We start from the raw sequence: 25509 nt of genomic DNA on the forward strand, positions 1-25509 counted from the left end.
GCGGACACCCCGCGCCGGGGCGCCGTCCCGCTGGCCTACTGCGCGGTAACCCTTCAGGGCATCGAAACGGCCGTAACGTTTCCGTAAAGCAGCAGCGGTTCTTCCACGCGCGTGACACTCTCTGCTCCGGCTGTGTCGGGGGGCATGGGCCACCTGGGGTAATTCCGGAAGTGAGAGAACCGCATGAGCACCACCGAGTCCGTTTCGCCCGCTCCGCAGCAGCAGCCCGCACCCGCGGAGCAGCCGCAGAAGAAGCCGAGCGTCCTGAAGCGGATCCTGACCTACGTCGTCGGCCTGATCGTGGCCGCCGGCGCCATCTACGCCTTCAACTACTTCACCAGTGACGTCGCGCAGGCGAAGGTCGGCGAGTGCGCCAGCATCACCGGCACCTCGACCAAGCCCGAGTACAAGCCGGTCGACTGCGGCGCGGCGGAGGCCATGTACTCGGTCGCGCAGGCCGGCGGCACCGACGTGGTGTGCGGTGACAACTACGACGAGTACACCCAGACCCAGCGTCGTGGTCCCAAGACGAAGCTCTGCCTCGCGCCGGTCTTCGCCGAGGGGAAGTGCTACTCGGAGAACATCGGCGGCGTGGGCCTGAAGGCCGTCGAGTGCACCGAGTCGGCGGGCTTCAAGGTGACGAAGGCGGGCAAGGACGCCGCCGAGCCGCAGTGCGCCGAGGGTGAGACGGCACTCGTCTACCCCGAGGTCAAGCTGAACTACTGCACCGGTGCGCCGGCGTAACGAGCCTCCACCTCGCGAAACCGGAGCCGCGGTCCCGCGGCTCCGGTTTCGTCGTCTTCCGCGACCCATCGGAGAGGAAAACCAGTGACCACCCCTGACAACCCCCAGCAACCGGGGCCCTACGGACCGCCTCCCGGTGGACAGCCGCAGCAGCCGTGGGGCCAGCAGCCCTACGGCCAGCCAGACCCGTACGGCCAGCAGCAGCCGGGCCAGTACGGCCAGCAGCCGGGGCAGCCGCAGCCGGGCCAGTACGGCCAGGCGCAGCCCTACCCGGCCGACCCGTACGCTCAGCCGAACCCGTACGCGCAGCAGGGCCAGCCGAACCCGTACGCCCAGGTCCCCGGCCAGATGCCGCCCGGCCAGATGCCACCGGGCCAGTTCCCGCCCGGCCAGCCGATGCCCTACGGCCCGCCGCCGAAGAAGAGCGGTGCCGGCAAGGTCATCGGCTCGATCGTCGGCGTCGTCGTGCTCGTGGGCGCGTTCGTCCTGGTGCGGGCCCTGCTCAGCGGTGGCCTGAGCAGCATCACGGAACCGTCGGCCAAGGCCGGTGACTGCGCGAGCGTCACGGGCACGACGATGAGCCCGAAGTACGAGAAGGTCTCCTGCGACGCCCCCGAGGCGAACTACTTCATCGCCAAGTCCATGAAGTCGACGACGGAGGCGTGCCCCAGCGAGGACTACGCCGAGTACACCGAGCGCGGCAGGCGCACCTCGTCGCTGAAGCTCTGCCTCGTCGAGAAGCTCGAGGAGGGCAAGTGCTACGAGGAGGAGATCGTCAAGATCAACATGGACGGGCTGAAGCCGGTCGACTGCTCGAAGGGTGACAACCCGTACGCCGTCCAGAAGGTCGTCAAGATCGAGAAGTTCGTCCGCGCCGCCACGGCGGAGTGCGGTGAGGCGACGGCCATCTCGTACACCGAACCTGCACCGGGCATCACGTACTGCGTAGTCGCGCTCGGCGGACGGTGACCGCGGCTGGCAAAAGCGGGGCGTGTTCCGGCCCGCCTTTTCGCGTCGGCTGAGAATTCGGCGGAAGTGTGACGTAGTCGATTCGTGAGGCAATGCACGTCTCGGCGGTATCGCAATGTATCCGAACGACGCCGGACGGTGACGAAAACGCCGAAGAACGAAAATCGGCGGTGGACGAAAAACGGCGAAGGCGGACCGGAAGATCCGGCCCGCCTTCTTCTCGTCCCGTGCGGAAGGGGCGTGGCTAGCCCGTGGTGCCCGGCGGCAGCAGCTGCTGCACGTCCAGACGGCCGGAGAGCACGTCCTCGGTGTCCATCATGTCGGCGACGCGCTGGAGCCGGATCGGGTTCAGCGACAGCGGGAACGTGCCCACGGACACGAGCGCGGCGGTCGGCTGGTCGACGTCGGCGTAGCCGGTCAGCGAGTCCTGCACGGCCAGCTTGTTGCTCTGCGCCCGCTGCTGGGCCTCGCGCACCACGTCCCGGAACACCTTCAGCGTCTTCGGGTTGGCCTCGGCGAACTTCTTCGACGCCGCGTAGCCGGACATCGGGAAGTCGAGTGTCGGGCCGCGCGCGGTGTCGGTGAGGATCTTCGCGCCGATCTTCCGTTGTGCCTTCGTGATGAACGGTTCGATCATGAACGCCGCGTCGACGGTGCCGGAGATCAGCGCCGCCTCCATGTCGGCGAAGGGCATGGCCCGGAACTTGATCTTCTGCTTCTCGACCGCGGCGGTGTCCAGCACGGCACGCGTCGTCAGCGCGCCGATGTCGGTCTCGCTGTTCACGGCGATGGTCGGCGACGGCCGCTTGCCGGGGTCGTCGTAGGTCGAGTCGGACGCCGTGACCAGGGCCATCGAGTTCGGGCCCGCCTGGTACGCCTCGGCCTGCAGCTGCAGCTCGGTGCCCTCGGCGACGGCGCGGAAGAGGCTGACGTGCGTCGCCCACGTGATGTCGAGCGTGGTGTCGAGCTGCTTGATGGCCTCGGCCTCGCTGGGCTGGGTCACCAGGTTGACCTGCAGGCCGGCCTTCTCGAACAGCTTCTCCGACAGCGCGATGCGCAACGGGGCGACGTCGACGACCGGGAGCACGCCGATGCGCAGGATGTTGCGCTCGACGTCCGCGTTGCCGCCGCTCGACGAACTTCCGAACAGGCCGCAGCTCGCGGTCAGAACGCACGTGGTGAGCACTGCGACAAGCCGCAGAGCTGTGCCTCGGGTAGCCATGGCACCTCTCGCCGGTAGGACTTGAGTAGCATCGAATCGATCAGTGAGTGTCGCCACAGACCAGGTAGTCCACACCCCGAACAGGGAGTTCGGACGGACGCGAGGCGTGCCGACAACCGGGGATGTTAACCACCTGAACGTATGAAACGACACCCCGTCTCGATACGGTGAGTGCTTCTGGAGACTTCCCCCGAGCAGGGGGTGACCATTACGCTCCCCGCCGGGTGGCACAGGTTGTTGTCGACCGACGTGTCTTCAGACGGGGTAGGGCGCCTCACCGGGCGAACCGCCCCTGTGCTGCAATTCGGCCCGTTTGACGAGTCCATGCTCGGTCCTGGGGAGAGACCGGGACACTGCTGCTGGAAGAGGAAGCCCAGAGTGGCCCGACGTGAGAGAGGTCCCAGCCAGTTTGGCGTGGGTGACACCACACGCTCCGAAAGGCCCGAATCGGGTGACGGACTGGCTGCGCTGGGTGACGGACCGATGAACGTGACACCGGACCCGGTGAGTCACGACGTCCCGGCCGCCCCCGGTTCCGGACCTGCCCGATCCGCGCCGTGGCGCCTGAACAACTGGCGCCTGCGCACCAAGCTGCTCGCCGTCCTGATGATCCCGACGGTCTGCGCCCTCGCCCTCGGCGGGTTGCAGGTTCGCAACGACCTCCAGGCCGCGACGGAGTTCAACAACCTCGCGAACCAGATCCGCCTCGAGACCGCGGTGGCCGACCTGGTGCAGCAGCTGCAGCGCGAACGCGACCTGTCGGTCAGCTTCGTCGCGTCGAACAAGAGGGTCGACAAGGTCGTCCTCGAACGCCAGCTCCGTCGCGTCAACGACACCAGCGAGGCGTTCAACGCGAGGATCTCGGAGCTCAGCTCGGACCTGAACCCCGCGGCCGTCGAGCGGTTCCAGCTCGCCGCCAAGCAGCTCGACCGCCTGAACAGCCTCCGCAACTCGGTGCGCGACACCCAGTACCCCGCGGAAGCCGTCCAGCGCACCTACTCGGAGTCCATCGAGACCCTCATCAACCTCGGTGAGCAGACGATCTCCGAGATCAACGACCCCGAGCTGGTGCGGTTGCACCTGACGACGAACGCCATCGCGCGCATCAAGGAGCAGGAGTCGCTCAAGCGGGCGATCCTCCTGGACGTCTTCCAGCGCAAGGGCTTCACGCCGTCCCAGACGCGCGCCCTGCAGGCCGCGAACGCCGAGCTCGAAGCCGCCCGCAACGACTTCCGCAAGTCCGCGACGCCGGAACAGGCCAAGATCTACGACGACACCGTCACCGGCCTCATCGTCGACACCGCGAACGACATGCAGGAGTCGGCGATCAACCAGCAGGCCGGCGGCAAGGACTTCAGCCAACTGACGTCCGAGAAGTGGGACATCGCCGCCACGCTGACGGTCAACCTGACCCGCGACGTCGAGAACCTGCTGGTCGAGCAGCTGCAGAACAAGACGGACCAGCTGGCGAGCGACACCAGGATCAGGGCCTACATCGCCTCCGGCCTCGTGCTCGCCATCCTCGCCCTCGCGCTGCTCATGGCGCTGTTCGTCGCCCGCTCGATCCTCAACCCGCTGCGCACGCTGCGCCGCACCGCCCTCGACGTCGCCGACCACGGCCTCCCGGACGCGGTCGAGCGCATCCTCGCGGACCCGGACCCGGAGAACGCGGCGAAGACCGCCGTCGAGCCGGTCCCGGTGCACACGCGGGAAGAGGTCGGCCAGGTGGCGCGCGCGTTCGACGCGGTGCACGGCGAAGCGGTGCGACTGGCCGCCCAGCAGGCTCTCCTGCGCGACAACGTCAACGCGATGTTCGTCAACCTCTCCCGCCGCTCTCAGGCCCTGGTCGAGCGCCAGCTGAACCTGATCGACCGGCTGGAGCAGGACGAGCAGGACCCGGACCAGCTGGCCTCGCTGTTCGAGCTCGACCACCTCGCGACCCGCATGCGCCGCAACTCGGAGAACCTCCTGGTCCTCTCGGGCACGGACCTCTCGCGGCGGCTCACGAGGCCCGTCCCGGCCGCCGAGGTCCTCGGCGCCGCGGTCTCCGAGGTCGAGCAGTACGCCCGCGTGCAGGTCGGCCAGACCCCGGACGTCACCGTCCAGGGCCGCGCGGTCAACGACCTCGTGCACCTCATCGCGGAGCTGCTGGACAACGCCACGGCGTTCTCCGACCCGGTCACCAAGGTCACCGTCCGCACGGCCAAGACCCGCAAGGGCGAGCTGGCGATCGAGATCCAGGACCGCGGCGTGGGCATGGGCGACCAGGAGATCCTGGACGCCAACGAGCGCCTGGCCGACCCGCCGGACGTCGACGTCGCCGTCTCCCGCCGGATGGGCCTGTACGTGGTCGCGCGGCTCGCCAAGCGCCACGACATCAAGGTCCGCTTGCGCGGCAACGAGGACATCGAGGGCGGCACCACGGCGCTGGTGATCGTGCCGGAGACGCTCATCGCGATCCCCGGCCAGGCACCGGCCGCCGCGCCGCCGCCCGGTTCGGGTGGGCTCGCCTCCGCGTTCGGCATGTCCGCACCGGCCCAGTCGCAGTCCCAGTCGCCGGCACCGGCCGTCTCGGAGCACACCACCGAGATCGGCACCTCCGCGGCCAGGGCCAGCGGCATCGCCGGCGCCTTCGGCAGCACCGGGTCCACCGGTCTCACCCCGAGGGTCGACGAGTCGAGCCCGAGCATCCCGGTCAGCTTCGTGCCCAGCTCGGTCACCGACAGCGGTGCGGGCGCGACGGCGATCCCGGTCTTCACCGACTCGCCCGCCGAGGACTCGACGCCGTCCGAGCGGTGGCGCCGCGACCAGCTGGCCGCCGCGGAGCCCGAGGGCTCGTTCGGCGAGCCGACGCTCTTCACGGCCTACGAGGACCGCGACGAGGAACCGGGCGAGATCTCCTTCGAGCCCGGCTACGAGACCACGCAGTTCGTCCCGATCCCGCCGATCCAGGAGGAGCCGGCCTCGGCCAACGGCGTCGCGCGCGCCTCGGTCGACGACGGCCGCCTCGACATCGGCATGGGCCACCGCAACGGCACCTCCGGCAAGCAGGCCGAGCACGACCTGGACGCCCCGACGGAACGCCTCCCGATCTACGAGGCCGTCCTGTCGCAGTGGTTCCAGGCGGTCGGCAGCGAGACGTCGGCGTCCGCGGCCCAGCCGGTGCGCCCGGCGGCCGGGAACGACGAGGCGGACGCGTCCAACGGGCACGTCGAGTCCGGTCAGGGCGGTGCCGGCAAGGGTGGCGTCGACAAGGGCGATGTCGAGTACATCGACGAGCCCCCGACGACCCCTCCGCTGTCGGACGGGCCGGAGCCGGAGCTCCCGACCCGTACCCGCAAGCCTGTCCCGGCGGTGACGCCCACCACCACGTCCGCAGCTGGTCTGCCCGTGCGCCAGCCGCGCGCGAAGGTCCAGAAGGCGGTCGAGGAAGAAGTGGCACCGGCCGAGCAGGAGCGAGTTGTGGAACCGGAGCCCGTTCTGGAGGAGACTCCAGCCGTGGCGCCCGCTTCCGAATCGGCTTGGCAATCGCCCGCCGATGAGGGATGGCAGGCGGCTCAGGCGTTGTTGAACAAGACGCCGGAGACGAAGACAACGGCAGGTTTGCCGAAACGGACACCGAAGGCTCAGCTCGTGCCAGGATCTGCAGCACCCAAGCCGCAGTCCCTGACGCAGACAGCGCAGCGCCCGCCGCTGCCGCCCCGCACCGCCGACGCGGTGCGCGGACGGATGTCGAGTCTGCAAAGTGGTGTCCGGCGAGGCCGGCACGCATTGATCGAGGCATACGCTGGTGACCAGTCGAGCCGGCAGAACGAGGAGCAGGAGTGACGACCGCAGCGCAGCCAGGCAGCTTTGGTTGGCTTATCACCGACTTCGTGCGGAGGGTGCCCGGTGTGGCACATTCCGTCGTGGTGTCCGCGGACGGGCTGTTGCTCGCGGGGTCCCAGGGCTTGCCCCGGGACCGTGCAGAGCAGCTCTCCGCCGTCGCGTCAGGGCTGGTCAGCCTCACACAGGGTGCTGCCCGCTGCTTCGAGGCAGGCGGGGTCAACCAGACCGTTGTCGAGATGGAGCGGGGTTACCTGTTCCTCATGTCGATCAGCGACGGATCGTGTCTCGCCGTCCTGGCGGCACCGAACTGCGACATCGGGCTCGTGGCCTACGAGATGACGCTTCTGGTGGAGAGAGTCGGCCAACAACTCACCCCTGAGCTGCGTGCGCAGCTTCAGGGTGTGGTCCGTCGCTAGACCTCACTTGGTGTCAGGGGTGAGAACAAATGGCTGCGAGACCTGGCGCTGGAGGCCGTGGACTCGGTAGGAACTTCAACTACCAGGAGTGGGCGGCCGGCGGGTTCCAGTTCGACGAGCCTGACGCGATACCCCAAGATCCAGAGGAAGCCGAGGACGCACCCCACGATGAGCGGGTTACAGGGCAAGGGCTAGGCGATATGTCTCAGCGTGAGGTGGATGACTCGTCGTCGTACCCGTACGACGACGTGCCGAACCGGTTCGACATAGACGGGTACGGCACCGGGCTGTTCGGTGGACCCGGTGCGGACCTCTTCGGCCAGCACGAGATGCCGGACGCGGTGCCGGAACAACTGCCGTACACCACGGGGCCGCAACCGGTGTACAGCACGGGTGCGCAGCCGGTGTACAACACCGGTGCACAGTCCGTCGTGCGCCCGGAGGAGAATGCAGCTGCGGACTCGGGTTCACTGGTGCGGCCTTACACGCGCACCGGTGGACGCACACGACCCGACTACGACCTCGCTATCGAGGCCCTCATCTCCACCAGTGAGAAGGGGCTCGAACGGGACGCGGCAGTGCTTCCCGAGCACAGGTCGATCTGCGGGCTGTGTGTGGACACGCGGTCGGTGGCCGAGGTCGCGGCACTCCTACGCTTGCCACTAGGCGTCGTGCGGGTGTTGATCGGCGACATGGCAAGCATGGGATTGGTTTTGATTCACCAGGGCGGTCTGGTCGTGGGGGACCGGCCTTCCATGGAATTCCTGGAGAGGGTGCTCAGTGGGCTTCGCAGGCTCTAGTCCCCAGGGCGCCGAGGGCGCACGGAAGCCGACGACCTCCGCCAAGATCGTGGTGGCGGGTGGCTTCGGTGTGGGCAAGACGACGTTCGTCGGCTCGGTGTCCGAGATCGTCCCGTTGACCACCGAGGCGGTGATGACCGAGGCCAGCGCTGGGGTGGACGACCTCTCCGCCACGCCGAACAAGGTCACCACGACGGTCGCGATGGACTTCGGCCGCGTGTCGCTCGACAGCGACCTGATCCTGTACCTCTTCGGTACACCGGGTCAGCACCGCTTCTGGTTCATGTGGGACGACCTGGTGCGGGGTGCCATCGGCGCCATCGTGCTGGTCGACACCCGCAGGCTCGCGGACGCGTTCGCCTCGATCGACTTCTTCGACGACCGGCAGCTGCCGTACGTCGTGGGCGTCAACTGCTTCGACGGCCTCCTGCACCACAGGCTGGAGGACGTGCGCGAGGTGTTGACGATCGACGAGTCGGTGCCGATCGTGACGTGTGACGCGCGGAACCGGCAGTCGACGAAGCAGACGCTCATCACGCTGGTCGAGCACGCCATGCGCCAGTGGATGTCCGTCCGCGCGGGCTGACCTCTCACCGGGGACAACTTCAGACGAGCGGCGAGGCGAGGGACCACCTCCGGGTGGGTCCCTCGCCTCGCCGTCGTGTTCCGGTCCGGGCCGGACCGGCCTCGTCAGTCCTCGTCGACCAGGGCGGCGGACGTGACGCGGTGCAGCGGGAACCGCAGCACCTCGCCGTAGCTGTGGTCGTAGCCCTCCAGCACGCCGCCACCGACGACGTGCGGCTCGATGACGCGCTGCGCCGCCGTGCCGTGGGAGTCGACGAAGCCCACCAGCACCCGCCGGCGGGCCCGTGCGGCCTGCTGGAGCAGCGACAGGGTGGCCGAGGGTCCTGAGCCCAGGTGACCGGGCACGGCGACGCGTTCGCCCCGTGGCGTGGCCGCGGCGCGGTCTCCCGCCCGCACCAGCCGGACGAACTCGCCCAGCCGTTCGTCGGCGATCACGGCCGGTGCCGCCGGCTTGCGCGCCGACCGCTGCCGCGGCGTCGTCCTGCGCCCGCCCGGCCGCAGGTCGAGGACCTGGCCGTCGGGGCCCTCCGCGGCGGGGGCGAACCCGGCGGACCGCAGCCCGTCCAGCACGTCCGCCAGCGGCAACGGGCTCACCAGCACCGTCGGCGCGATCCGGCGCAGTTCCAGCCGGGTGGCCTCCGGGTGGGCCAGCACCTCGCTGACCAGCACCTGGTCGTCGCAGCGCAGGAACGAGCCCGCCGCGCCGCCGCGCAGCCTGCCGTGCCGCCGGGCGGCGTCGTCGACCAGGTAGGTCAGCGACTGCGGCACCGGCGTCCGCGACCGGACCTTGAACAGCTCGTGCAGGTCGTCGGCCGTGCGGCCGGAGTCGAGCGCGCGCCGGACGCTGCCCTCGCTGATCCGGTACACCGTCGCGCTGCCCGCCGACTCGACGTCCGCGACCAGCGCCAGCTCGTCCGCGAGATCTGGTTCGAGCCTGCCGGGGGCGACGACGGTGAGGTCGGCCTGCACCAGCACGTGGTCGAGCGGCTCCGGCAACGCCTCGCCGAGGGTCTTGGCGGCGGGGCCCGCGCCCTCGTCGAGCAGCACCCGGCCGGCGCTCGTGACCGCCCCGAGGGCGAGCACGCCGACGGCGGTGCCCTCCTCGACCGTCCAGCGCACCAGCTCGTCGCGCTGCCTGCCGCCGCGGCGGGGCGCCCGCCAGGCGAGCAGCGCGGCCAGGTCGGAGGGGTTCGCGAACGAGGTGCCCGCCGGGAACGCCGCGAGCGTCTCCAGCACCCAGCGGCGGTCCCGCGGGGCCTGGGCGCGGCGGATCTCGTCCGCGAGGGGGTTGAAGAGCTTGTCCCGCTCGTCGCGGCGGCCGACCAGCGCGGGCAGCCTGGGCAGCTCCAGCCAGGCGTGCGCGAGCGTGGCCCAGCGGACCTCGGCGGTCGCGGCGAGCCACACGTCGGCCTTGGTCGTCGGCACCCACTCCGGCTCGGCGGCCTCGGTGTTCGCGACGAGGTCGGCGCCGACGACGAGCTCGATCAGCAACGCGGCGCGCTGCTCGTCGACGTTCAGGTCCTTGGCGGCCTTGCGCAGGTCGCGCACGCCCAGCCCGCCCGTGCGCAGCACCGGAGGCGGCTCCGCCGACCAGCTCGTGACCAGGTTCTCGACGTGCCGGACCAGCTCCAGTGCCTCACCGCCGCCCGTGGCGTCCACGCTCGTCTGCCGCAACGCCGTCGTCTTCGGCTTCGGCTCGACGGTCTGGATCGGGCCCAGCGGGCGGTCACCGCGCAGCTCGAACGCGATCTCGCGGGGCAGCTCGACGGTGCCGGGGTCGCGGCGCAGCAGCAGACCGCGCGCCAGCAGCCGCTGGACGGGGGTCTCCGCCTTGTCGAGCGGCACGACGCGCGAGGCGTCCTTGGTGTCGCCGATCGGCGGTCCGGCGGCGAGCTTGCGCAACACCCGCAGCTCGCCCTCGCCGACGCCGCTCAGGTCGTAGGTCTGCCCCGTGGCGCGGCCCAGCCCGCCGGGGAACGTGCCGAACGCCTCACGGGTCACCGGGGGGACGGACAGCTCGTCGTCGCCCCACGCGAGCGCGAGCGACAGCAGCTTCGCCACGGCCTGCTTGAGCGGCCTGGGCTTCACGTCCGGCCCGAGCACCCGCGCGAGTGTGGCCAAGCCCACGGGAGAGGTGTCCGCGCCCTCCACGACCAGTGCCTCCAGCACCGCGAGCGTGAACGTGTCGAGGTCCTCGCAGGCGCGCGCGATCGACGCCCTGGTGCCGACCCGTGTCGCCAGCACGGACATATCGGCAGGTGGGGGAGTTGCCAGGTCAGGACGCGCGCGCAGCAGGGCGACGAGAGCGGCGTCGTCCCTGGAGCGCAGCCAGTCGGCGAGAGTGGTGCCGGACATTCTCACCACGGTATATGGGTCCGTCGACATCGGATCGTCCCGCCGGGAAGTGAGAACGAGGTCTGTCACACTTGTGGCGTCATCGGCACCACCGAGGAGGAGATCGTGGCGAAAGGACGCCCTGGACGGGTCGACCCGCACTGGCCGGAGGGCCCCGGCGGCGGTCACCCCGTCACCGAACTGACCAGCGACACCCAGGGTGCGCTCTCCCCGTTCGGCGCGGTGACGTTCCCGCTGCCGGTGGAAGACCTGCCGTACCGGCACCCGGTCACCGAGATCAACAAGTCCTGATCGGACGATCGGCCTCGTCTTGATGTGGTCTTGAGCTGCACTTGAGACTGCCGAGTCGCGTTGGTTCCGCAATGGGGCCGGGGATAGGCTCGCCTCCCGCTTGAGCTGCACTGCGTGGGAGGAAGACGATGCCGGTCCCCGGCCCTGGTTACTCGATCACCGTTCGTCTGGAGGCGCCGCCGTCAGCGAGCGCCGCGGGTGACCTCACCTCGGCCGTCGGCCGCGCGGGCGGTGTCATCACGGCGTTCGACGTCGTCGAGTCGCACAACGACCGCGTCGTCATCGACCTCACGTGCAACGCGCTGTCGGCGAACCACGCGAAGGACATCACCGACACGCTGGAGACGCTGCCCGGCATCGTCGTCCGCAAGGTGTCGGACCGCACGTTCCTCGTGCACCTCGGCGGCAAGATCGAGATCTCGTCGAAGGTCCCGCTGCGCAACCGCGACGACCTGTCCCGCGCGTACACGCCCGGCGTGGCGCGGGTGTGCGAGGCCATCGCCAAGAACCCGGACGACGCGCGCCGCCTGACCATCAAGCGCAACACCGTCGCCGTGGTCACCGACGGCTCCGCCGTGCTCGGCCTCGGCAACCTCGGACCCGCCGCCGCCCTGCCGGTCATGGAGGGCAAGGCCGCGCTGTTCAAGAAGTTCGCGGGCGTCGACGCCTGGCCGGTCTGCCTGGACACCCAGGACACCGAGGAGATCATCCGCGCGGTCGAGCTCATCGCCCCCGTCTACGGCGGCATCAACCTCGAGGACATCTCCGCGCCGCGCTGCTTCGAGATCGAGGCCCGCCTGCGCGAGAAGCTCGACATCCCGGTCTTCCACGACGACCAGCACGGCACCGCGATCGTCGTCGTCGCAGCGCTGCGCAACGCCCTGCGCGTCGTCGGCAAGGACATCAAGGACTGCCGCATCACCGTCTGCGGCGTCGGCGCCGCGGGCTCCGCGATCATCCGCCTGCTGCAGGCCCAGACGCCCGGCGACATCATCGCCGTCGACGTCGACGGCATCGTCCACCGCGACCGCCCCGGCCTCGACGCGAACCTGAAGTCCATCGCCTCGTCCACGAACAAGGACAACCAGTCCGGCCGCCTGCACGACGCGCTCGTCGGGTCCGACGTGTTCATCGGCGTCTCGGCCCCGAACCTGTTCGGCGCCGAGCAGGTCGCCACGATGGCCAAGGACGCCATCGTGTTCGCGCTGGCCAACCCGGACCCGGAGATCGACCCGATGGAGGCCCAGCAGCACGCCGCCGTCGTCGCGACCGGCCGTTCGGACTTCCCGAACCAGATCAACAACGTGCTGGCGTTCCCCGGCGTGTTCCGCGGCCTGCTGGACGCCCACGCGAAGACCATCACCGACGCGATGCTCCTGGCCGCCGCCGAGGCCATCGCCGACGTGGTGGACGGCGACCGCCTCAACGCGTCGTTCATCGTCCCGTCGGTCTTCGACAACACGGTCGCCCCCGCGGTGGCGGAGGCCGTGCGCAAGGCCGCGGCTTCCTGACGGCTCCCGGAAGCGGGACGGTTCCGCCGTCCCGCTTCCTCACGGCCGCTGGCGTGGCACGGGCCTACGATCGCCGTATGACCAAGCAGTTCACCCACCTGGACTCCCAAGGCGCGGCCCGCATGGTCGACGTCTCCGGCAAGGAGCAGACCACCCGGACGGCAGTGGCCTCCGGCGTGCTGCGCACGACGGCCGAGGTGGTGGCCCTGCTTGGCGCGGACGGCCTGCCCAAGGGCGACGCCCTCGCGACGTCCCGCATCGCCGGCATCATGGCGGCGAAGCGCACCTGGGAGCTCGTGCCGCTGTGCCACCCGATCGCCCTGTCGTCGGTGAAGGTCGACCTGGCACTGGCCGACGACTCGGTCCTGATCACGGCGACCGTCCGCACCACCGACCGCACGGGCGTCGAGATGGAGGCGCTGACCGCCGTCTCGGTCGCCGGCCTGACCCTGCACGACATGGTGAAGTCCGTCGACCCGGCCGCCACTTTGGACGCGGTGCGCGTCGAACGCAAGGAAGGCGGCAAGTCCGGCCTGTGGGTGCGCCCGTGAAGGCCGTGGTCGTCACCGCCTCGAACCGCGCAGCCGCCGGCGTCTACGAGGACCGCAGCGGACCGATCATCGCCTCGTGGCTGACCGAACGAGGGTTCACCGTGTCCTCCGCCGTCGTCCCGGACGGCGACCCGGTGCGCGAAGCCCTGGTCGCAGCCGTGTCCGGCGGTGCGGACCTGGTGCTGACCACCGGCGGCACCGGCATCAACCCGACCGACAAGACCCCCGAAGCCACCCGTGCCGTGCTGGACTACGAGATCCCCGGCCTGGCCGATGTCATCCGCATGTCCGGCTGGCCGCGCGTACCCGGCTCCGTGCTGTCCCGCGGCGTCGCCGGCGTGGCGGGCCGGACCCTGGTGGTGAACCTGCCGGGCTCCACCGGCGGCGTGCGGGACGGACTGGACGTGCTCGCGAGCGTGCTGGAGCACGCGCTCGACCAACTGCGTGGAGGTGACCACACGTGAGCGTGGTGCTCAGAGCTGTCGTGACCGAGGAACCCCTGTCGGTCGAGGAACACGCGGCCCTGGTCGCCTCCGACCGGGCCGGTGCCGTGGTGACCTTCGCCGGGGTCGTGCGGGACCACGACGGCGGGCGGGACGTCGTCGAGCTGGAGTACCACTCGCATCCGTCCGCTTCGGACGTGGTCGAGTCGGTTGTCGCGGGGTTGGCGGACCGGTATCCCGGGGTGCACGGGATCGCCGTCTCGCATCGGGTCGGGCCGTTGAAGATCGGGGATGTGGCTCTGGCCTGTGCTGTCGCGGCTGAGCACCGGGGGGAGGCGTTCGCTTTGTGCTCGGACCTGGTGGACGAGGTCAAGGCTCGGCTGCCGGTGTGGAAGAGGCAGGTTTTCGGTGATGGGCGGGACGAGTGGGTCAACTGTCCTTGAGACGGGGTGTGCCAGGGGTGGGACAGGGCTGACCGAGCCCGGGCCTCTGCCGCGCCCGGCCCCTGCCCCGTCTGCTCGCCGCTGCCGCCCCGCCGCGCCACCCGGCCGCCTGTCGTCTCACTCGGTGACCCGGGCCGGAACGCAGCCAGGGACCTCACCGCCGGGGGGTTGCGGTGAGGTCCCTGGTTCGTGCATCAGCCCGGCTCAGCGGGCTGCGGAATCAGAAGGGCTCAGATCAGGATCTTGTGGCCCGGGAAGATCAGGTCGGGGTTCGTCAGGAACTCCTTGTTCTTCTCCACGATGGCCTGGTAGCCGCCCTCGACCTTGTTGGCGTCCGCGATCTTGGACAGGGTGTCGCCCGCCTTGATCTCGTAGTTGCCGTTCGGGTTCGAGGTGGAGCCTGCGACCTGCACGACCGGGGCCTGCTGCACCGGGGCCTGCTGCACCGGGGTGGTGCGCTGCTGCTGCGGCTGCGCCTGGCGCTGCTGCACCGGGGCCTGGGTGGCCTTGCCGGTGTAGGCGCCCAGCTTGGCGCTGCAGGCCGGCCAGGCGCCGGGGCCCTGCGACGCGAGGACGCGCTCGGCGACCGCGATCTGCTGCTCGCGGGAGGCGTTGGCGGGGTTGCCCACGCCGCCGTGGCCGTTCCAGGTCTGCTGGGTGAACTGCAGGCCGCCGTAGTAGCCGTTGCCGGTGTTGGCGGCCCAGTTGCCACTGGCCTCGCACTGCGCGAGTGCGTCCCAGTCCATTCCGGGGGCGGCGTTGGCGGTGCCAACGGCCAGGCCCAGAGGGGCGCCGGCGATGATGCCGACAGCCGCGACCTTGGCGATAGTGCGAGCGGCGGTGCCGTGCTTGCCCTTGTTGCCTCGGTTGAAAGCCATGTGCCTCTCGGTCCACCTGCACCTGCGGGCAGCGACTCGGGTTCGGGCCCGGTACGTCACTGCGTTCCAGTCCGGCGGTTTCTCTCGCTCGGGGGTGTTCCGGAGAACCCTGGGACTGGGTTCGGTGCACGGTCCTCCGGTCTAGCTCGTGGCCGGTCGGGGCCAGCCGAGAAGCGACCGTACGTAACCGGAGGCGGGCTCGCCAAACGATTCGAAGCGTGAGCGACGTCACTGTAACGTTTCGAGGACTTGTGCAAGTCCTACAAATCCGCAGCTCAAAGGCTACGTTATCGGTTCGTTTCCATCTTGAGATCCGCCGAGATCTATCACGGAAAGTGAGGCGTGGCTCACGCCTGTTGAGCCTATCGGGGGGCCTGGTTCAGACCACGTGCCCGGGTGGAAGTGAGGTGCGCGCGGGCGGTCGGGGCCATGATCGAGGGTATGAGACTCGACGCGCTGCGGCGGGCGCTGGCCGTGGCGCCGGGGCGGGCCGTGGAGTTCGGTGCGCTCGTCGGCGCGGTGTGGGGAGACGAGCCGCCGGCCAACCCGCGGCAGGCGTTGCGGAACCTCGTGCGGCGGTTGCGCGAGACCGAGCAGGTCGTCACCGAGGCCGGTGGGTACCGGCTCGTGCCTCGCGGGCGCGGGCCGCGGCAGCTGCCCGCCGACCTGCCGGACTTCGTCGGCAGGGAGGCCGAGATCGAGGCGGCGCTGGGCAGCGCGGCCGCGGTGCTCGCCATCACCGGGCCGCCGGGGGTGGGCAAGACCTCGCTGGCCGTGCACGTCGCGCACCGGTTGAGCGAGCGGTTCCCGGACGGGCAGCTGTACGTGAACCTCCGCGCGTTCGACAACGCCACCACGATGTCGCCGAACCAGGCGCTGCACGGGTTCCTGCGGGCGCTGGGGGCCGAGGACGTGCCGGTCGACCTGGACGCGCAGGCCGGGCTGTTCCGGCGGATGACGGCGGGCAGGGCGGTGCTCGTGGTGGTCGACAACGCCACCGGCGACCTGGTCGGGCCGTTGCTGCCGGCGGGGCCGCGGTGCCGGGTGCTCGTGACCAGCCGGACGGACCTCGCGCAGTACGAGCAGGTGCGGCTGGGGGTGTTCGCGGACGACGAGGCGCAGGAGCTGCTCGTGCGGATGCGGATCTCCGGGTCGCGCGAGGACCGGGCGGAGCTGGTGCGGCTCTGCGCGCACCTGCCGCTCGCGTTGCGGATCGCCGCGGCGAACGTGGCGGCCGGGCACATCGCCGACTACCTCGCCGACCTGCGCGGGGACGACCGGCTGGACGCGCTGGAGATCGAGGGGGACGCGGCCGTCGCCGCCGCGTTCGACCTGTCCTACCAGGCGCAGCCGCCGCGGGCGCGGGAGCTGTTCCGGCTGCTGGGGCTCGTGCCGGGGCAGGACTTCGGCGTCGAGGCCGCCACCGCGCTGCTCGGCGGACCGGCGGACGAGCCGCTGGGGCAGCTCGTCGGCGCGAACCTGGTCCAGCGCCACGGGGACAGGTACAGCCTGCACGACCTGCTGCGCCGGTTCGCGGTCCGGCTGACGGCCGACCGCCGTCCGCGCGAGCGGCTCTTCGCCTACTACCTGCTCAACGCCGAGGCCGCCGCCCGCACGCTCAACCGCGAGTTCGTCCGCCTCGACCTGCCGGAGCTGCCACCGGACCTGCCGCGGCACGACCTCGCGTCGGAGGCGGCGGCCGTGGCGTGGTTCGAGGCCGAGCGCGCCAACGTGGTCGCCGCCGTGCAGCAGGCCGGTCCGCAACCGGTCGCGTGGCTTCTCGCCGACATGCTGCGCGGTCACTTCCACTTCCAGGCCCACCACGTCGACTGGTTCGCCGCGGCCAGGGCGGGGCTCGCGGCGGCACGGCGGGCGGGGGCGCCGGTGCCGCAGGCCGTCATGCACGGCAGCCTCGCGCTGGCCCACTGGAGCGTCGGCGACCTGGCCGGCGCCGTCGAGGAGCACGCCAAGGCCCTGGATATCCTGCGCACCCACCGCGACGACCGGGTCATGACGTCGATGCTGATCAACAGCGGCATCGTGAACTGGGAGCTGGGCCGCCTGCGGGTCGCCGCGCGGGAGCTGGGGGAGGCGCTGGAGCTGTCCCCCGACAACCCGGCCGTGCTGTTCAACCTGGGTGGCGTGCACCTCGACCTCGGCCCGCTGACGACGTCGGTCACCCACGCCACGCGGGCCCTGGAGATCGCCGAGGAGCGGGACCTGCTGGTCGGCCGCATCCTCGCGCTGAACGCCGTGGTCGAGGTGCACCAGCTGCGCGGCGACCACGACCTGGCCGAGACCTACCTCGCCAGGGCCGACGAGCTGCGCGCCCACGCCCCGCCCGGACTCGTCCGCCGCGTCCCCGGCTACGACTCGCACGCCCTGCTGGCTCTGGTGCGCGGCCGGACGGAGGAGGCGGCGGACTACGCCCGCCAGTCGCTGCGGCACGCCCGGGACGCGCACAGCCCCAAGGACGAGTGCGACGCCTACGACGTGCTCGGCGAGGCCCTCCGCGCGGCGGGTGACGTGGACAGGGCGATGAGCGCGCACAACGAGGCGCTGGCGATCAGCCTGAAGAACGGTTACCTGCGCGGCGAGGTCAACGCGCTGGCCGGGCTGGCCGCCGACCACCACGCGGCGGAGGAGCCGAGGGAGGCGCTCAGGACCGCTCTGCGCGCCCGTGAACGGGCGCGTGAGGGTGAGATGCGGGTGCGCGGCGTGCGGGTGCTCGCGGTGCTGGCACGCGTCCAGCGGTCGCTGGGTGACGACGCGGGCGCGGCCGAAGCCACCCGGTCCGGTCTGCGGCTGGCCGACGAGACGGGGTGCCGGTTCTGGCAGCGGGAGCTGGAGGAGGGTCAGCCGCCCGCGAACGGCGGCAGCACGTCGAGCTGAGACCCGGCGGGCACGCGCGTCGCCGGGTCGCGCACGGCCACGCCGTCGAGCAGGAAGCTCGACGCGGCGAGGACCTTGCCGAGCCGGGCGCCGTGCCGTTCGCCGATGGTCCGCACGACCAGCGCCACGGTCGGGTCGGCGCTGTCGAGCAGCAGCTCCTCGTCGGCGACGCCGGCGGCGGCCCGCGCCCCCGCGAAGTAGCGGACCTTCACCGCGGTCCCGGTGGTGGAACTCACCGTCAGCCTCCGATCGAGCTCATGGGACGGTCGGGCTGGGAGAACCCCGCCTCGTTGATGCCGTGGCCCGCCTTCTTGGCCCACATCGTCGCGCGCCAGGCGTCGGCGATCGCGGCGTCGGGGGAGCCGTCGCGCAGCAGCGCGCGCAGGTCCGTCTCGCCCTGGCTGAACAGGCAGTTGCGGATCTGCCCGTCCGAGGTGAGCCGGGTGCGGTCGCAGGCGGCGCAGAACGGCCTGGTCACCGACGCGATCACGCCGACGACCGCCGGGCCGCCGTCGACGAGCCAGCGCTCGGCGGGGGCGCCGCCGCGCGGGGCCTCCGAGGGCGTGAGGGTGAACCCCGACGAGAGCATCGTGAGGATCTCGTCGGCCGTGACCATGTTCGAGCGCTCCCAGCCGTGCTGCGCGTCGAGCGGCATCTGCTCGATGAACCGCAGCTGGTAGCCGTTCTCGACGCAGAACCGCAGCAGCGGGACGGCCTCGTCCTCGTTCACGCCGCGCATCAGCACGGAGTTGACCTTGACCGGTTCGAGTCCGGCCGCACGGGCGGCGTCGAGGCCGTCGAGCACGTCGGTGATGCGGTTGCGCCTGGTCAGCGTGGCGAACCTGGCCGGGTCGAGGGTGTCGAGCGAGACGTTGATCCGGTTCAGGCCGGCGTCCTTGAGCGACTGGGCGCGGCGCGCGAGCCCGATGCCGTTGGACGTCATGGACATCCGCGGGCGGGGTTCGAGCGCGGCCGTCTCGGCGATGACCCGCTCCAGGCCGCGGCGCAGCAACGGCTCGCCGCCGGTGAACCGGATGTCGGTGACGCCCAGGTCGACGACGGCGATCCGCAGGAGCCGGACCAGCTCGGCGTCGGTGAGCAGCTCGTCCTTCTTGAGCCAGTCGAGGCCCTCGGCGGGCATGCAGTAGGTGCACCGCAGGTTGCAGCGGTCGGTCAGCGAGACCCGCAGGTCCTTCGCGACCCTGCCGAAGCTGTCGACGAGTCCCGGCGTGTCCGGCCGCGCGGAGGCGTCCGGGGTGCCGCGCACGATGGGTAGTCCCAGCTCGACTGCTGTCACCTTGTCCAGCTTAATGACCAACCTCTTGTAGGTGACTCCAAGAAGAGGGTTTTCTCAGGTTGTGGTGGTTGGGCCACCCGCACAGGCAAATTGTCTTAGTGGCTAAGATTTCCGGCATGGAACCTGATGACCTGGATAGGTTCACCTGGTACATGCGGGAGCAGAGCGCCATCACCGTCATGTTCCACGCGAAGGTCGCCGCGCAGATGGGCCTGTCGGCGACCGACGAGAAGTGCCTCGATCTCGCCATGCGGGCGGACGGCCCGGTCACGGCCGGGAAGATCGCGGAGCTCTCCGGCCTGTCCACCGGGGCCGTCACCGGGGTGATCGACCGGCTGGAACGTGCCGGATATGTCCGTCGTGTCCGTGACCCGCACGACCGCCGCAAGGTGTTGGTCGAGGTCACGGTCGGGGACGTGGACGAGTTCGGCGAGATCTTCGAGGTCGCCCGCCAGGCCATGATCGAGGTGCTGGAGCAGTTCGACGAGCGCGAGCTCGAGGTGATCGAGCGTTATCTCAAGCTCCAGACCACGACGTTTCGCAAGCGGATGATCGATACTTAGACCCATGTGGCACTACTTGATGGACATGGACGGCGTCCTCGTGCACGAGGAGCACCTCATCCCGGGCGCGGACGAGTTCGTGGCGGAGCTGCGCGCGTCGGAGACGCCGTTCCTCGTGCTCACGAACAACTCCATCTACACGCCACGTGACCTGCGGGCCCGCCTGCAGCGCACCGGCCTCGACATCCCCGAGTCGTCGATCTGGACGTCCGCGCTGGCCACGGCCAGGTTCCTCGACTCGCAGCGGCCGAACGGCTCGGCGTTCGTGATCGGCGAGGCGGGCCTCACGACGGCGCTGCACGAGATCGGCTACGTGCTGACCGACCGCGACCCGGACTACGTGGTGCTCGGCGAGACCCGCACGTACAGCTTCACCGCCATCACCAAGGCCATCCGCCTGGTCGAGGAGGGCGCGAAGTTCATCGCGACGAACCCGGACGCCACCGGTCCGTCGCGGGAGGGCTCGCTGCCCGCGACCGGTGCCGTGGCGGCGCTGATCGAGCGGGCCACCGGCCGCGCGCCCTACTACGTGGGCAAGCCGAACCCGCTGATGATGCGTTCCGCCCTGCGCGCGCTGGGCTCGCACTCCGAGAACGCGCTGATGATCGGCGACCGGATGGACACCGACGTGCGCTCGGGCCTGGAGGCGGGGCTGTCGACCATCCTGGTGCTCTCCGGGATCTTCACCGCCGAGACCGCGGAGATGTTCCCGTACCGCCCGACCCGCGTGCTGAAGTCGATCGCCGAGCTCGTCGGTCACTCAGCGGACCCGTTCGGCGACTGGACTGACCACTGACGCGGGACGCCGGATCACCTATCGTCGCGGAGGTGGACACGGATCGACGCCCGATGTACGTCGTGGGTGACGTGCACGGGCACCTCGCTGAGCTGATCAGGGCGCTGCACGTCGCCGGACTGTGCGACGAGGAGGGGCACTGGGCGGGCGGCGAGGCCGAGCTGTGGTTCCTCGGCGACTTCGTGGACCGCGGTCCCGACGGCGTCGGCGTGATCGACCTGGTGATGCGCCTCGGCGAGGAGGCGGCGGAGGCGGGCGGCTCGGCGAACTCGCTGATCGGCAACCACGAGATCCTGCTGCTCGGCATGCACCGGTTCGGCGACGAGCAGGTGCCGGACAGCCTCGGGCCCCGGTCGTTCGCGCGCAGCTGGCTGCTCAACGGCGGCCTGCGCAGCGACCAGGACCGGCTGACCGGGGAGCACGTCGAGTGGCTCACCACGCGCCCGGTGCTGAAGCTGCGCGACGACCACCTGATGATGCACTCCGACACGATGGCCTACCTCGAATGGGGGTCCTCGATCGACGAGGTCAACGAGGCCGTCCAGCAGGTGCTCAAGGGCGACGACCTGGTCGACTGGTGGGAGTGCTGGCGCAAGATGACGACGCGCTACGCGTTCCGCGGCCCGCAGGGTCCCGACATCGCGGACGACCTGCTCAAGACCCTGGGCGGCAGCACGATCGTGCACGGCCACAGCGTCATCGCCGACCAGCTCGGGGTGCCGCCGGACCAGATCGACGGGCCGCTCGTCTACGCCGACGACAAGGTGCTGGCGATCGACGCGGGCCTGTACAGCGGCGGTCCGTGCCTGGTCGTGCCCTTGCCATACGTCCCAGCCTGACTACGGTCTGGGGGATGACCTCCAGCTACTCCTCGGGCACCTCCGCCGCCCCGCTGCTGGGCGGCACGATCCACGAGAACTTCGCCGCGACCGTCGCGCGCTTCGGCGACCGCGAGGCGCTGGTCGACAGGGCCGCCGGCCGCCGGTGGACCTACGCGGAGCTGGCGGAGGAGGTCGACAGGGCCGCCGCCGGGCTGCACTCGCTCGGGGTGCGCAAGGGCGACCGGGTGGGGATCTGGGCGCCGAACCGCGCCGAGTGGGTGTTCGTGCAGTACGCGACGGCCCGGATCGGCGCGATCCTGGTCAACGTCAACCCGGCGTACCGGGTGCACGAGCTGGAGTACGTGCTGAACCAGGCGGGCGTCCACACGCTGGTGTCCGCGCGGTCGTTCAAGACCTCCGACTACGCCGCCATGATCGACGAGGTCCGGCCGCGGTGCCCGGAGCTGCGCAACGTCGTCTTCGTCGAAGATCCACAGTGGACCGGCGACGAGCTGCCGGACGTCGAGCTGGACCGCGACGACCCGATCAACATCCAGTACACGTCCGGCACGACGGGCTTCCCCAAGGGCGCGACGCTGTCGCACCACAACATCCTCAACAACGGCTACTTCGTCGGCGAGCTGGTCAACTACACCGAGCACGACCGGATCTGCGTGGTGCCGCCGTTCTACCACTGCTTCGGTATGGTCATGGGCAACCTCGCGGCCACCAGCCACGGCGCGTGCATCGTGATCCCCGCCCCGGCGTTCGACCCGGCGGCGACCCTCGCGGCGGTGCAGGAGGAGAAGTGCACGTCGCTCTACGGCGTGCCGACGATGTTCATCGCGATGCTCGACCTGGTCGACGACTACGACCTGGCGTCGCTGCGCACCGGGATCATGGCGGGCTCGCCGTGCCCGGTCGAGGTGATGAAGCAGGTCGTCGGCCGGATGGGCATGAGCGAGGTCTCCATCTGCTACGGCATGACCGAGACGTCCCCGGTGTCGACGCAGACCCGCGTGGACGACTCGCTCGACCGTCGCGTGGGGACGGTCGGCCGCGTCGGGCCGCACCTGGAGGTCAAGATCGTCGACCCGGAGACCGGTCTCACGGTCCCGCGCGGCGAGCCGGGGGAGCTGTGCACGCGCGGCTACTCGGTGATGCTCGGCTACTGGAACGAGCCGGAGAAGACGGCGGAGGCGGTCGACGCCGCGGGCTGGATGCACACGGGCGACCTCGCGGTGATGGATGACGACGACTACGTCAACATCACCGGCCGCATCAAGGACATGGTGATCCGCGGCGGCGAGAACATCTACCCGCGCGAGATCGAGGAGTTCCTCTACACGCACCCGGACGTGCTCGACGCGCAGGTGGTCGGCGTGCCGGACGCGAAGTACGGCGAGGAGCTGGTGGCGTGGGTGCGGCTGCGCGACGGGGCGCGGGAGCTGACCGCCGAGGCCGTCCGCGAGTTCTGCACGGGCAAGCTCGCCCACTACAAGATCCCGCGCTACGTCCACGTCGTCGAGGACTTCCCGATGACGGTCACCGGCAAGATCCGCAAGGTCGAGATGCGGGCGCGGTCGGTGGAGCTGCTCGGTCTCGACGACGGCGTCCGGCACGCCTGAGTGGACGGACCGTGGTCGCGGGACTACGGGGTGATGAGGCGTAAAGACCCTGGTGAACGGGGCTGTGAGCGGCGCAGGATCGTGGGCGTTCCCGCGAAGGAGGCGCCATGCTCACCGCCACCAGGACCACGACGATGCTGCCCGTCGAGGACGTCGAGCGCGCCGGTCGTTTCTACTCCGACGTGCTCGGCCTCGAGTCGTTGCGCACGGGCCCGGACGGAACGCGGTTCTTCGCCCTGGGCCAGGGCGACGCGCTGGGGCTGCGGCCCGCGGGGAAGGGCGCGCAGACCCCGCACACGGTCCTCAGCTTCGAGGTGCCCGACCTCGAAGGGGAGATCAGCGAGCTGGAGGGCAGGGGCGTGCGGTTCGCCGACTACGACCTGCCGGACTTCAAGACCGAGCGCCACATCGCCGTCCTCGGTGACGAGCGGGCGGCGTGGTTCACCGACACCGAGGGCAACATCCTCTGCCTGCACGAGCTGTCCGGCGACGACGCCTGACGGTCCGTGCCCCCGAGTGGTCTCCCGTCCCTCTGCCGGGGGGCGGGAGACCCTCACCGGGACTCGACGATCTCCTTGCCCAGCGGCACGAGCGAGACCTTCACGAGCTTGAAGTTCGCGATGCCCATCGGGATGCCGATGATCGTGACGCACAGCGCGATGCCGGTGACGATGTGCCCGATGGCGAGCCACAGACCGGCGACGATGATCCAGATCACGTTGCCCAGCAGGGACCCCGTGCCCGCGCCGGGCTTGTCGACGACCTCGCGGCCGAACGGCCACAGCGCGTAGTTCGCGATGCGGAACGACGCGATGCCCCACGGGATCGTGATGATCAGGACGTAGCAGATGAGACCGGCGATCGCGTAGCCGACGGCCATCCAGAAACCGGCGAGCACCAACCAGATCACGTTCAGGATGAGGCGCATGCCTCCAATCTAAGCTGATCGCATGAAGTGGGGTGTGATCGCTACAGGCGGCATCGCGCGGACCGTCACCGCCGACATGCTGAAGGTTCCCGGCGTCGAGGTGCTCGCCGTGTCCTCGCGCGACGTGACGAGGGCGCGGGAGTTCGCCGGCAAGTTCGGCATCGAGCGCGCGTACGGCGACTACCGCGAGCTGCTGGCAGACCGGGACGTCGAGGTCGTCTACGTGGCCACGCCGCACGCCCAGCACCACGAGGTCACGCTCGCGGCGCTCGACGCCGGCAAGCACGTGCTGTGCGAGAAGCCCATCGGTCTCTCGGTCGCGCAGGCCGAGGAGATGGTGGCGCGGGCCGCGCAGCGGGAGCGCTTCCTGATGGAGGCCATGTGGACGCGGTTCAACCCGTTGGTCCGCAAGGCCCAGGAGGCCGTGCGCGCGGGCGAGATCGGTGAGGTGCGGACCGTGCGCGCCCACTTCGGTTTCCGGCACCCCTTCGACGCCGCGGACCGGTTGTGGGCCAAGGAGGCCGGTGGCGGCTCGGTGCTCGACGTCGGCGTCTACCCGATCGCTCTCGCGCACCAGGTCCTCGGCACCCCCTCGCGCATCGCCGCGCACGGCAGGCTGGCGCCGTCCGAAGTGGACGCCGAAGCGGGAGTCCTGCTGGGGTACGAGAACGGCGCGCACGCTTTGCTGAGCAGCTCGCTGCTCGCGGGGCTCGGCAGCGCGGCCGTGATCGTCGGTACCGAGGGCGCCATCGAGTTCCCCGAGGCGCAGTACAACCCGACCAGGGTCGTCATCAACGGCGTCGAGCACACGACGGAGGACCTGGGCTACCAGCACCAGATCCGCGCGGTCGAGGAGCTGGCAGGCGGGGGCGCGCTCGAACACCCGGACATGCCCTGGGCGGCGACGGTCGCGATCATGCGGACGATGGAGGAGGTCCTGCGGCAGCTCGGCGTCTCCTACGAGGCGGCCGGGTAAGCCTCCAGGGTGGCCTTCGCGACGCCCACGACGGCGTCCATCGCGCTGTCGAGGTCGCTGCTCGGCATGAGCAGGTGGCTCAGGGCGAGCCGCACCGTCGTCTCCGCCGCGAACCGCACGCGCCTGCCGGGGAAGTGCTCGCTGAGGTGCCGCTCGACGACCTCGGTCGCGTGGAACAGCACGGGGTGGCCGCGGATCGTGAGGAACGGCAACAGGTCCTCGGCGTCCTGGCCGGTCAGCACGGCCGAGACGAGCCTGTCCCGCTCGGTGCGCTCGAAGGTGAAGCGGAACGCCGACCGCATCGCCCGCCACGGGTCGGGGTCCTGCCTGAGCCGGGTCGCGACCCCGCTCAGGTACTCCTCGGTCTTGCGGGCGGCGACGGCCTGGACGAGCCCTTCCTTGTTGCCGAACTCGTTGTAGACGGTCTGCCTGCTCACCCCGGCGCGACCGGCGACCTCGATCATCCGCAGGCCGTGGAACCCGTGTGCGGCCAGGAGGTCGGCAGCCGTGTCGAGCAGGGCCTCGGTGATGTCGCTCACTCAGCCACCTTTACACAATTACGGCTTTTGTAA

Annotated in this window: 23 protein-coding genes and 1 pseudogene; 17 read left to right on the top strand and 7 right to left on the bottom strand. The window is 70.4% G+C overall.

Annotation, left to right across the window (positions count from 1 at the left end):
• Positions 1-183 precede the first annotated feature (183 nt).
• Positions 184-744, top strand: a complete 561-nt coding sequence (locus tag BLT23_RS30360; protein WP_090055149.1) for an LppU/SCO3897 family protein — start codon at positions 184-186, stop codon at positions 742-744.
• 84 nt (positions 745-828) lie between these two features.
• Positions 829-1713: an LppU/SCO3897 family protein gene (locus tag BLT23_RS30365; RefSeq protein ID WP_090055152.1), complete on the top strand. Its 885-nt coding sequence runs from the start codon at positions 829-831 to the stop codon at positions 1711-1713.
• A 244-nt stretch (positions 1714-1957) separates the two neighbouring features.
• Here BLT23_RS30365 and BLT23_RS30370 read toward each other — a convergent pair whose 3' ends face one another.
• Positions 1958-2935, bottom strand: coding sequence for an ABC transporter substrate-binding protein (locus BLT23_RS30370; protein WP_090055155.1), 978 nt, complete (start codon positions 2933-2935; stop codon positions 1958-1960).
• A 483-nt stretch (positions 2936-3418) separates the two neighbouring features.
• Between BLT23_RS30370 and BLT23_RS30375 the strand changes: the two genes are divergently transcribed.
• The 4 genes from BLT23_RS30375 to BLT23_RS30390 are packed head-to-tail and all read left to right on the top strand — an operon-like array spanning position 3419 to position 8565.
• Positions 3419-6763, top strand: a complete 3345-nt coding sequence (locus BLT23_RS30375; RefSeq protein WP_245744338.1) for a sensor histidine kinase — start codon at positions 3419-3421, stop codon at positions 6761-6763.
• Complete coding sequence (locus BLT23_RS30380) at positions 6760-7179, top strand: roadblock/LC7 domain-containing protein (RefSeq protein WP_030470879.1); 420 nt, start codon at positions 6760-6762, stop codon at positions 7177-7179. Before BLT23_RS30375 ends, BLT23_RS30380 begins: the two co-directional genes overlap by 4 nt.
• Before the next feature lie 29 nt (positions 7180-7208).
• Positions 7209-7979: a DUF742 domain-containing protein gene (locus BLT23_RS30385; RefSeq protein ID WP_090055163.1), complete on the top strand. Its 771-nt coding sequence runs from the start codon at positions 7209-7211 to the stop codon at positions 7977-7979.
• Entirely contained in the window at positions 7960-8565 is a 606-nt protein-coding gene (locus tag BLT23_RS30390) for a GTP-binding protein (RefSeq protein ID WP_090055165.1), read from the top strand. The genes BLT23_RS30385 and BLT23_RS30390 overlap by 20 nt, the downstream gene beginning before the upstream one ends.
• 104 nt (positions 8566-8669) lie before the next feature.
• Here the strand turns inward: BLT23_RS30390 and BLT23_RS30395 are convergent, their stop codons facing one another.
• Positions 8670-10919 carry a helicase-associated domain-containing protein gene (locus tag BLT23_RS30395; protein WP_090055167.1) on the bottom strand — a complete coding sequence of 750 codons (2250 nt, stop codon included), beginning with the start codon at positions 10917-10919 and terminating at the stop codon, positions 8670-8672.
• Between the two features lie 105 nt (positions 10920-11024).
• Here BLT23_RS30395 and BLT23_RS30400 point away from each other — a divergent pair, with 105 nt between their 5' ends.
• The 4 genes and pseudogenes from BLT23_RS30400 to BLT23_RS42330 all read left to right on the top strand — a co-directional run bounded on the left by BLT23_RS30400 (position 11025) and on the right by BLT23_RS42330 (position 14158).
• The gene (locus BLT23_RS30400; RefSeq protein ID WP_090055169.1) at positions 11025-11210 is read left to right on the top strand and encodes a hypothetical protein; all 186 of its coding nucleotides are present in this window, start codon (positions 11025-11027) and stop codon (positions 11208-11210) included.
• Between the two features lie 128 nt (positions 11211-11338).
• A complete protein-coding gene (locus BLT23_RS30405) occupies positions 11339-12721 on the top strand; it encodes an NAD-dependent malic enzyme (protein ID WP_090055171.1) in 1383 nt (460 codons plus the stop codon).
• A 77-nt stretch (positions 12722-12798) separates the two neighbouring features.
• On the top strand, positions 12799-13272 hold the full coding sequence (moaC, locus tag BLT23_RS30410) for a cyclic pyranopterin monophosphate synthase MoaC (protein WP_090055174.1): 474 nt from the start codon (positions 12799-12801) through the stop codon (positions 13270-13272).
• Positions 13269-14158 (top strand): annotated as a pseudogene (locus BLT23_RS42330) (molybdenum cofactor biosynthesis protein MoaE). Before moaC ends, BLT23_RS42330 begins: the two are co-directional and overlap by 4 nt.
• A 230-nt stretch (positions 14159-14388) precedes the next feature.
• On the opposite strand, the gene BLT23_RS30425 reads toward BLT23_RS42330, so the two are convergent.
• Positions 14389-15036 carry a transglycosylase family protein gene (locus BLT23_RS30425; protein ID WP_090055180.1) on the bottom strand — a complete coding sequence of 216 codons (648 nt, stop codon included), beginning with the start codon at positions 15034-15036 and terminating at the stop codon, positions 14389-14391.
• Positions 15037-15477: 441 nt separating this feature from the next.
• Here BLT23_RS30425 and BLT23_RS30430 point away from each other — a divergent pair, with 441 nt between their 5' ends.
• The gene (locus tag BLT23_RS30430) at positions 15478-17928 is read left to right on the top strand and encodes an ATP-binding protein (RefSeq protein WP_090055182.1); all 2451 of its coding nucleotides are present in this window, start codon (positions 15478-15480) and stop codon (positions 17926-17928) included.
• Here BLT23_RS30430 and BLT23_RS30435 read toward each other — a convergent pair.
• On the bottom strand, positions 17892-18164 hold the full coding sequence (locus BLT23_RS30435; RefSeq protein ID WP_090055185.1) for a MoaD/ThiS family protein: 273 nt from the start codon (positions 18162-18164) through the stop codon (positions 17892-17894). The genes BLT23_RS30430 and BLT23_RS30435 overlap by 37 nt on opposite strands.
• Before the next feature lie 2 nt (positions 18165-18166).
• Entirely contained in the window at positions 18167-19225 is a 1059-nt protein-coding gene (gene moaA / locus BLT23_RS30440; RefSeq protein WP_090055188.1) for a GTP 3',8-cyclase MoaA, read from the bottom strand.
• Positions 19226-19341: 116 nt separating this feature from the next.
• Here moaA and BLT23_RS30445 point away from each other — a divergent pair, with 116 nt between their 5' ends.
• The 5 genes from BLT23_RS30445 (at position 19342) to BLT23_RS30465 (ending at position 23533) form a co-directional block, all read left to right on the top strand.
• Complete coding sequence (locus tag BLT23_RS30445) at positions 19342-19788, top strand: MarR family winged helix-turn-helix transcriptional regulator (RefSeq protein WP_090055464.1); 447 nt, start codon at positions 19342-19344, stop codon at positions 19786-19788.
• Positions 19789-19792: 4 nt separating this feature from the next.
• Positions 19793-20584, top strand: a complete 792-nt coding sequence (locus BLT23_RS30450) for an HAD-IIA family hydrolase (protein WP_090055191.1) — start codon at positions 19793-19795, stop codon at positions 20582-20584.
• A 53-nt stretch (positions 20585-20637) separates the two neighbouring features.
• Positions 20638-21423, top strand: a complete 786-nt coding sequence (locus BLT23_RS30455) for a metallophosphoesterase (protein WP_090055194.1) — start codon at positions 20638-20640, stop codon at positions 21421-21423.
• A 14-nt stretch (positions 21424-21437) separates the two neighbouring features.
• Positions 21438-23033 (top strand): AMP-binding protein, encoded by a 1596-nt coding sequence (locus BLT23_RS30460; RefSeq protein ID WP_090055197.1) that lies wholly within the window; start codon positions 21438-21440, stop codon positions 23031-23033.
• Between the two features lie 107 nt (positions 23034-23140).
• Complete coding sequence (locus BLT23_RS30465) at positions 23141-23533, top strand: VOC family protein (RefSeq protein WP_090055200.1); 393 nt, start codon at positions 23141-23143, stop codon at positions 23531-23533.
• A 53-nt stretch (positions 23534-23586) separates the two neighbouring features.
• Here the strand turns inward: BLT23_RS30465 and BLT23_RS30470 are convergent, their stop codons facing one another.
• Entirely contained in the window at positions 23587-23961 is a 375-nt protein-coding gene (locus BLT23_RS30470; protein WP_090055202.1) for a YccF domain-containing protein, read from the bottom strand.
• 22 nt (positions 23962-23983) lie between these two features.
• On the opposite strand from BLT23_RS30470, the gene BLT23_RS30475 reads away from it, so the two are divergent.
• The gene (locus tag BLT23_RS30475) at positions 23984-24937 is read left to right on the top strand and encodes a Gfo/Idh/MocA family protein (RefSeq protein WP_090055205.1); all 954 of its coding nucleotides are present in this window, start codon (positions 23984-23986) and stop codon (positions 24935-24937) included.
• On the opposite strand, the gene BLT23_RS30480 is transcribed toward BLT23_RS30475, so the two are convergent.
• The gene (locus BLT23_RS30480; RefSeq protein WP_090055206.1) at positions 24919-25476 is read right to left on the bottom strand and encodes a TetR/AcrR family transcriptional regulator; all 558 of its coding nucleotides are present in this window, start codon (positions 25474-25476) and stop codon (positions 24919-24921) included. The two genes, BLT23_RS30475 and BLT23_RS30480, sit on opposite strands and share 19 nt — an antisense overlap.
• Positions 25477-25509: the final 33 nt, after the last annotated feature.

Origin of the sequence: Lentzea fradiae (assembly GCF_900100955.1) — a bacterium.
GTDB lineage: Bacteria > Actinomycetota > Actinomycetes > Mycobacteriales > Pseudonocardiaceae > Lentzea > Lentzea fradiae.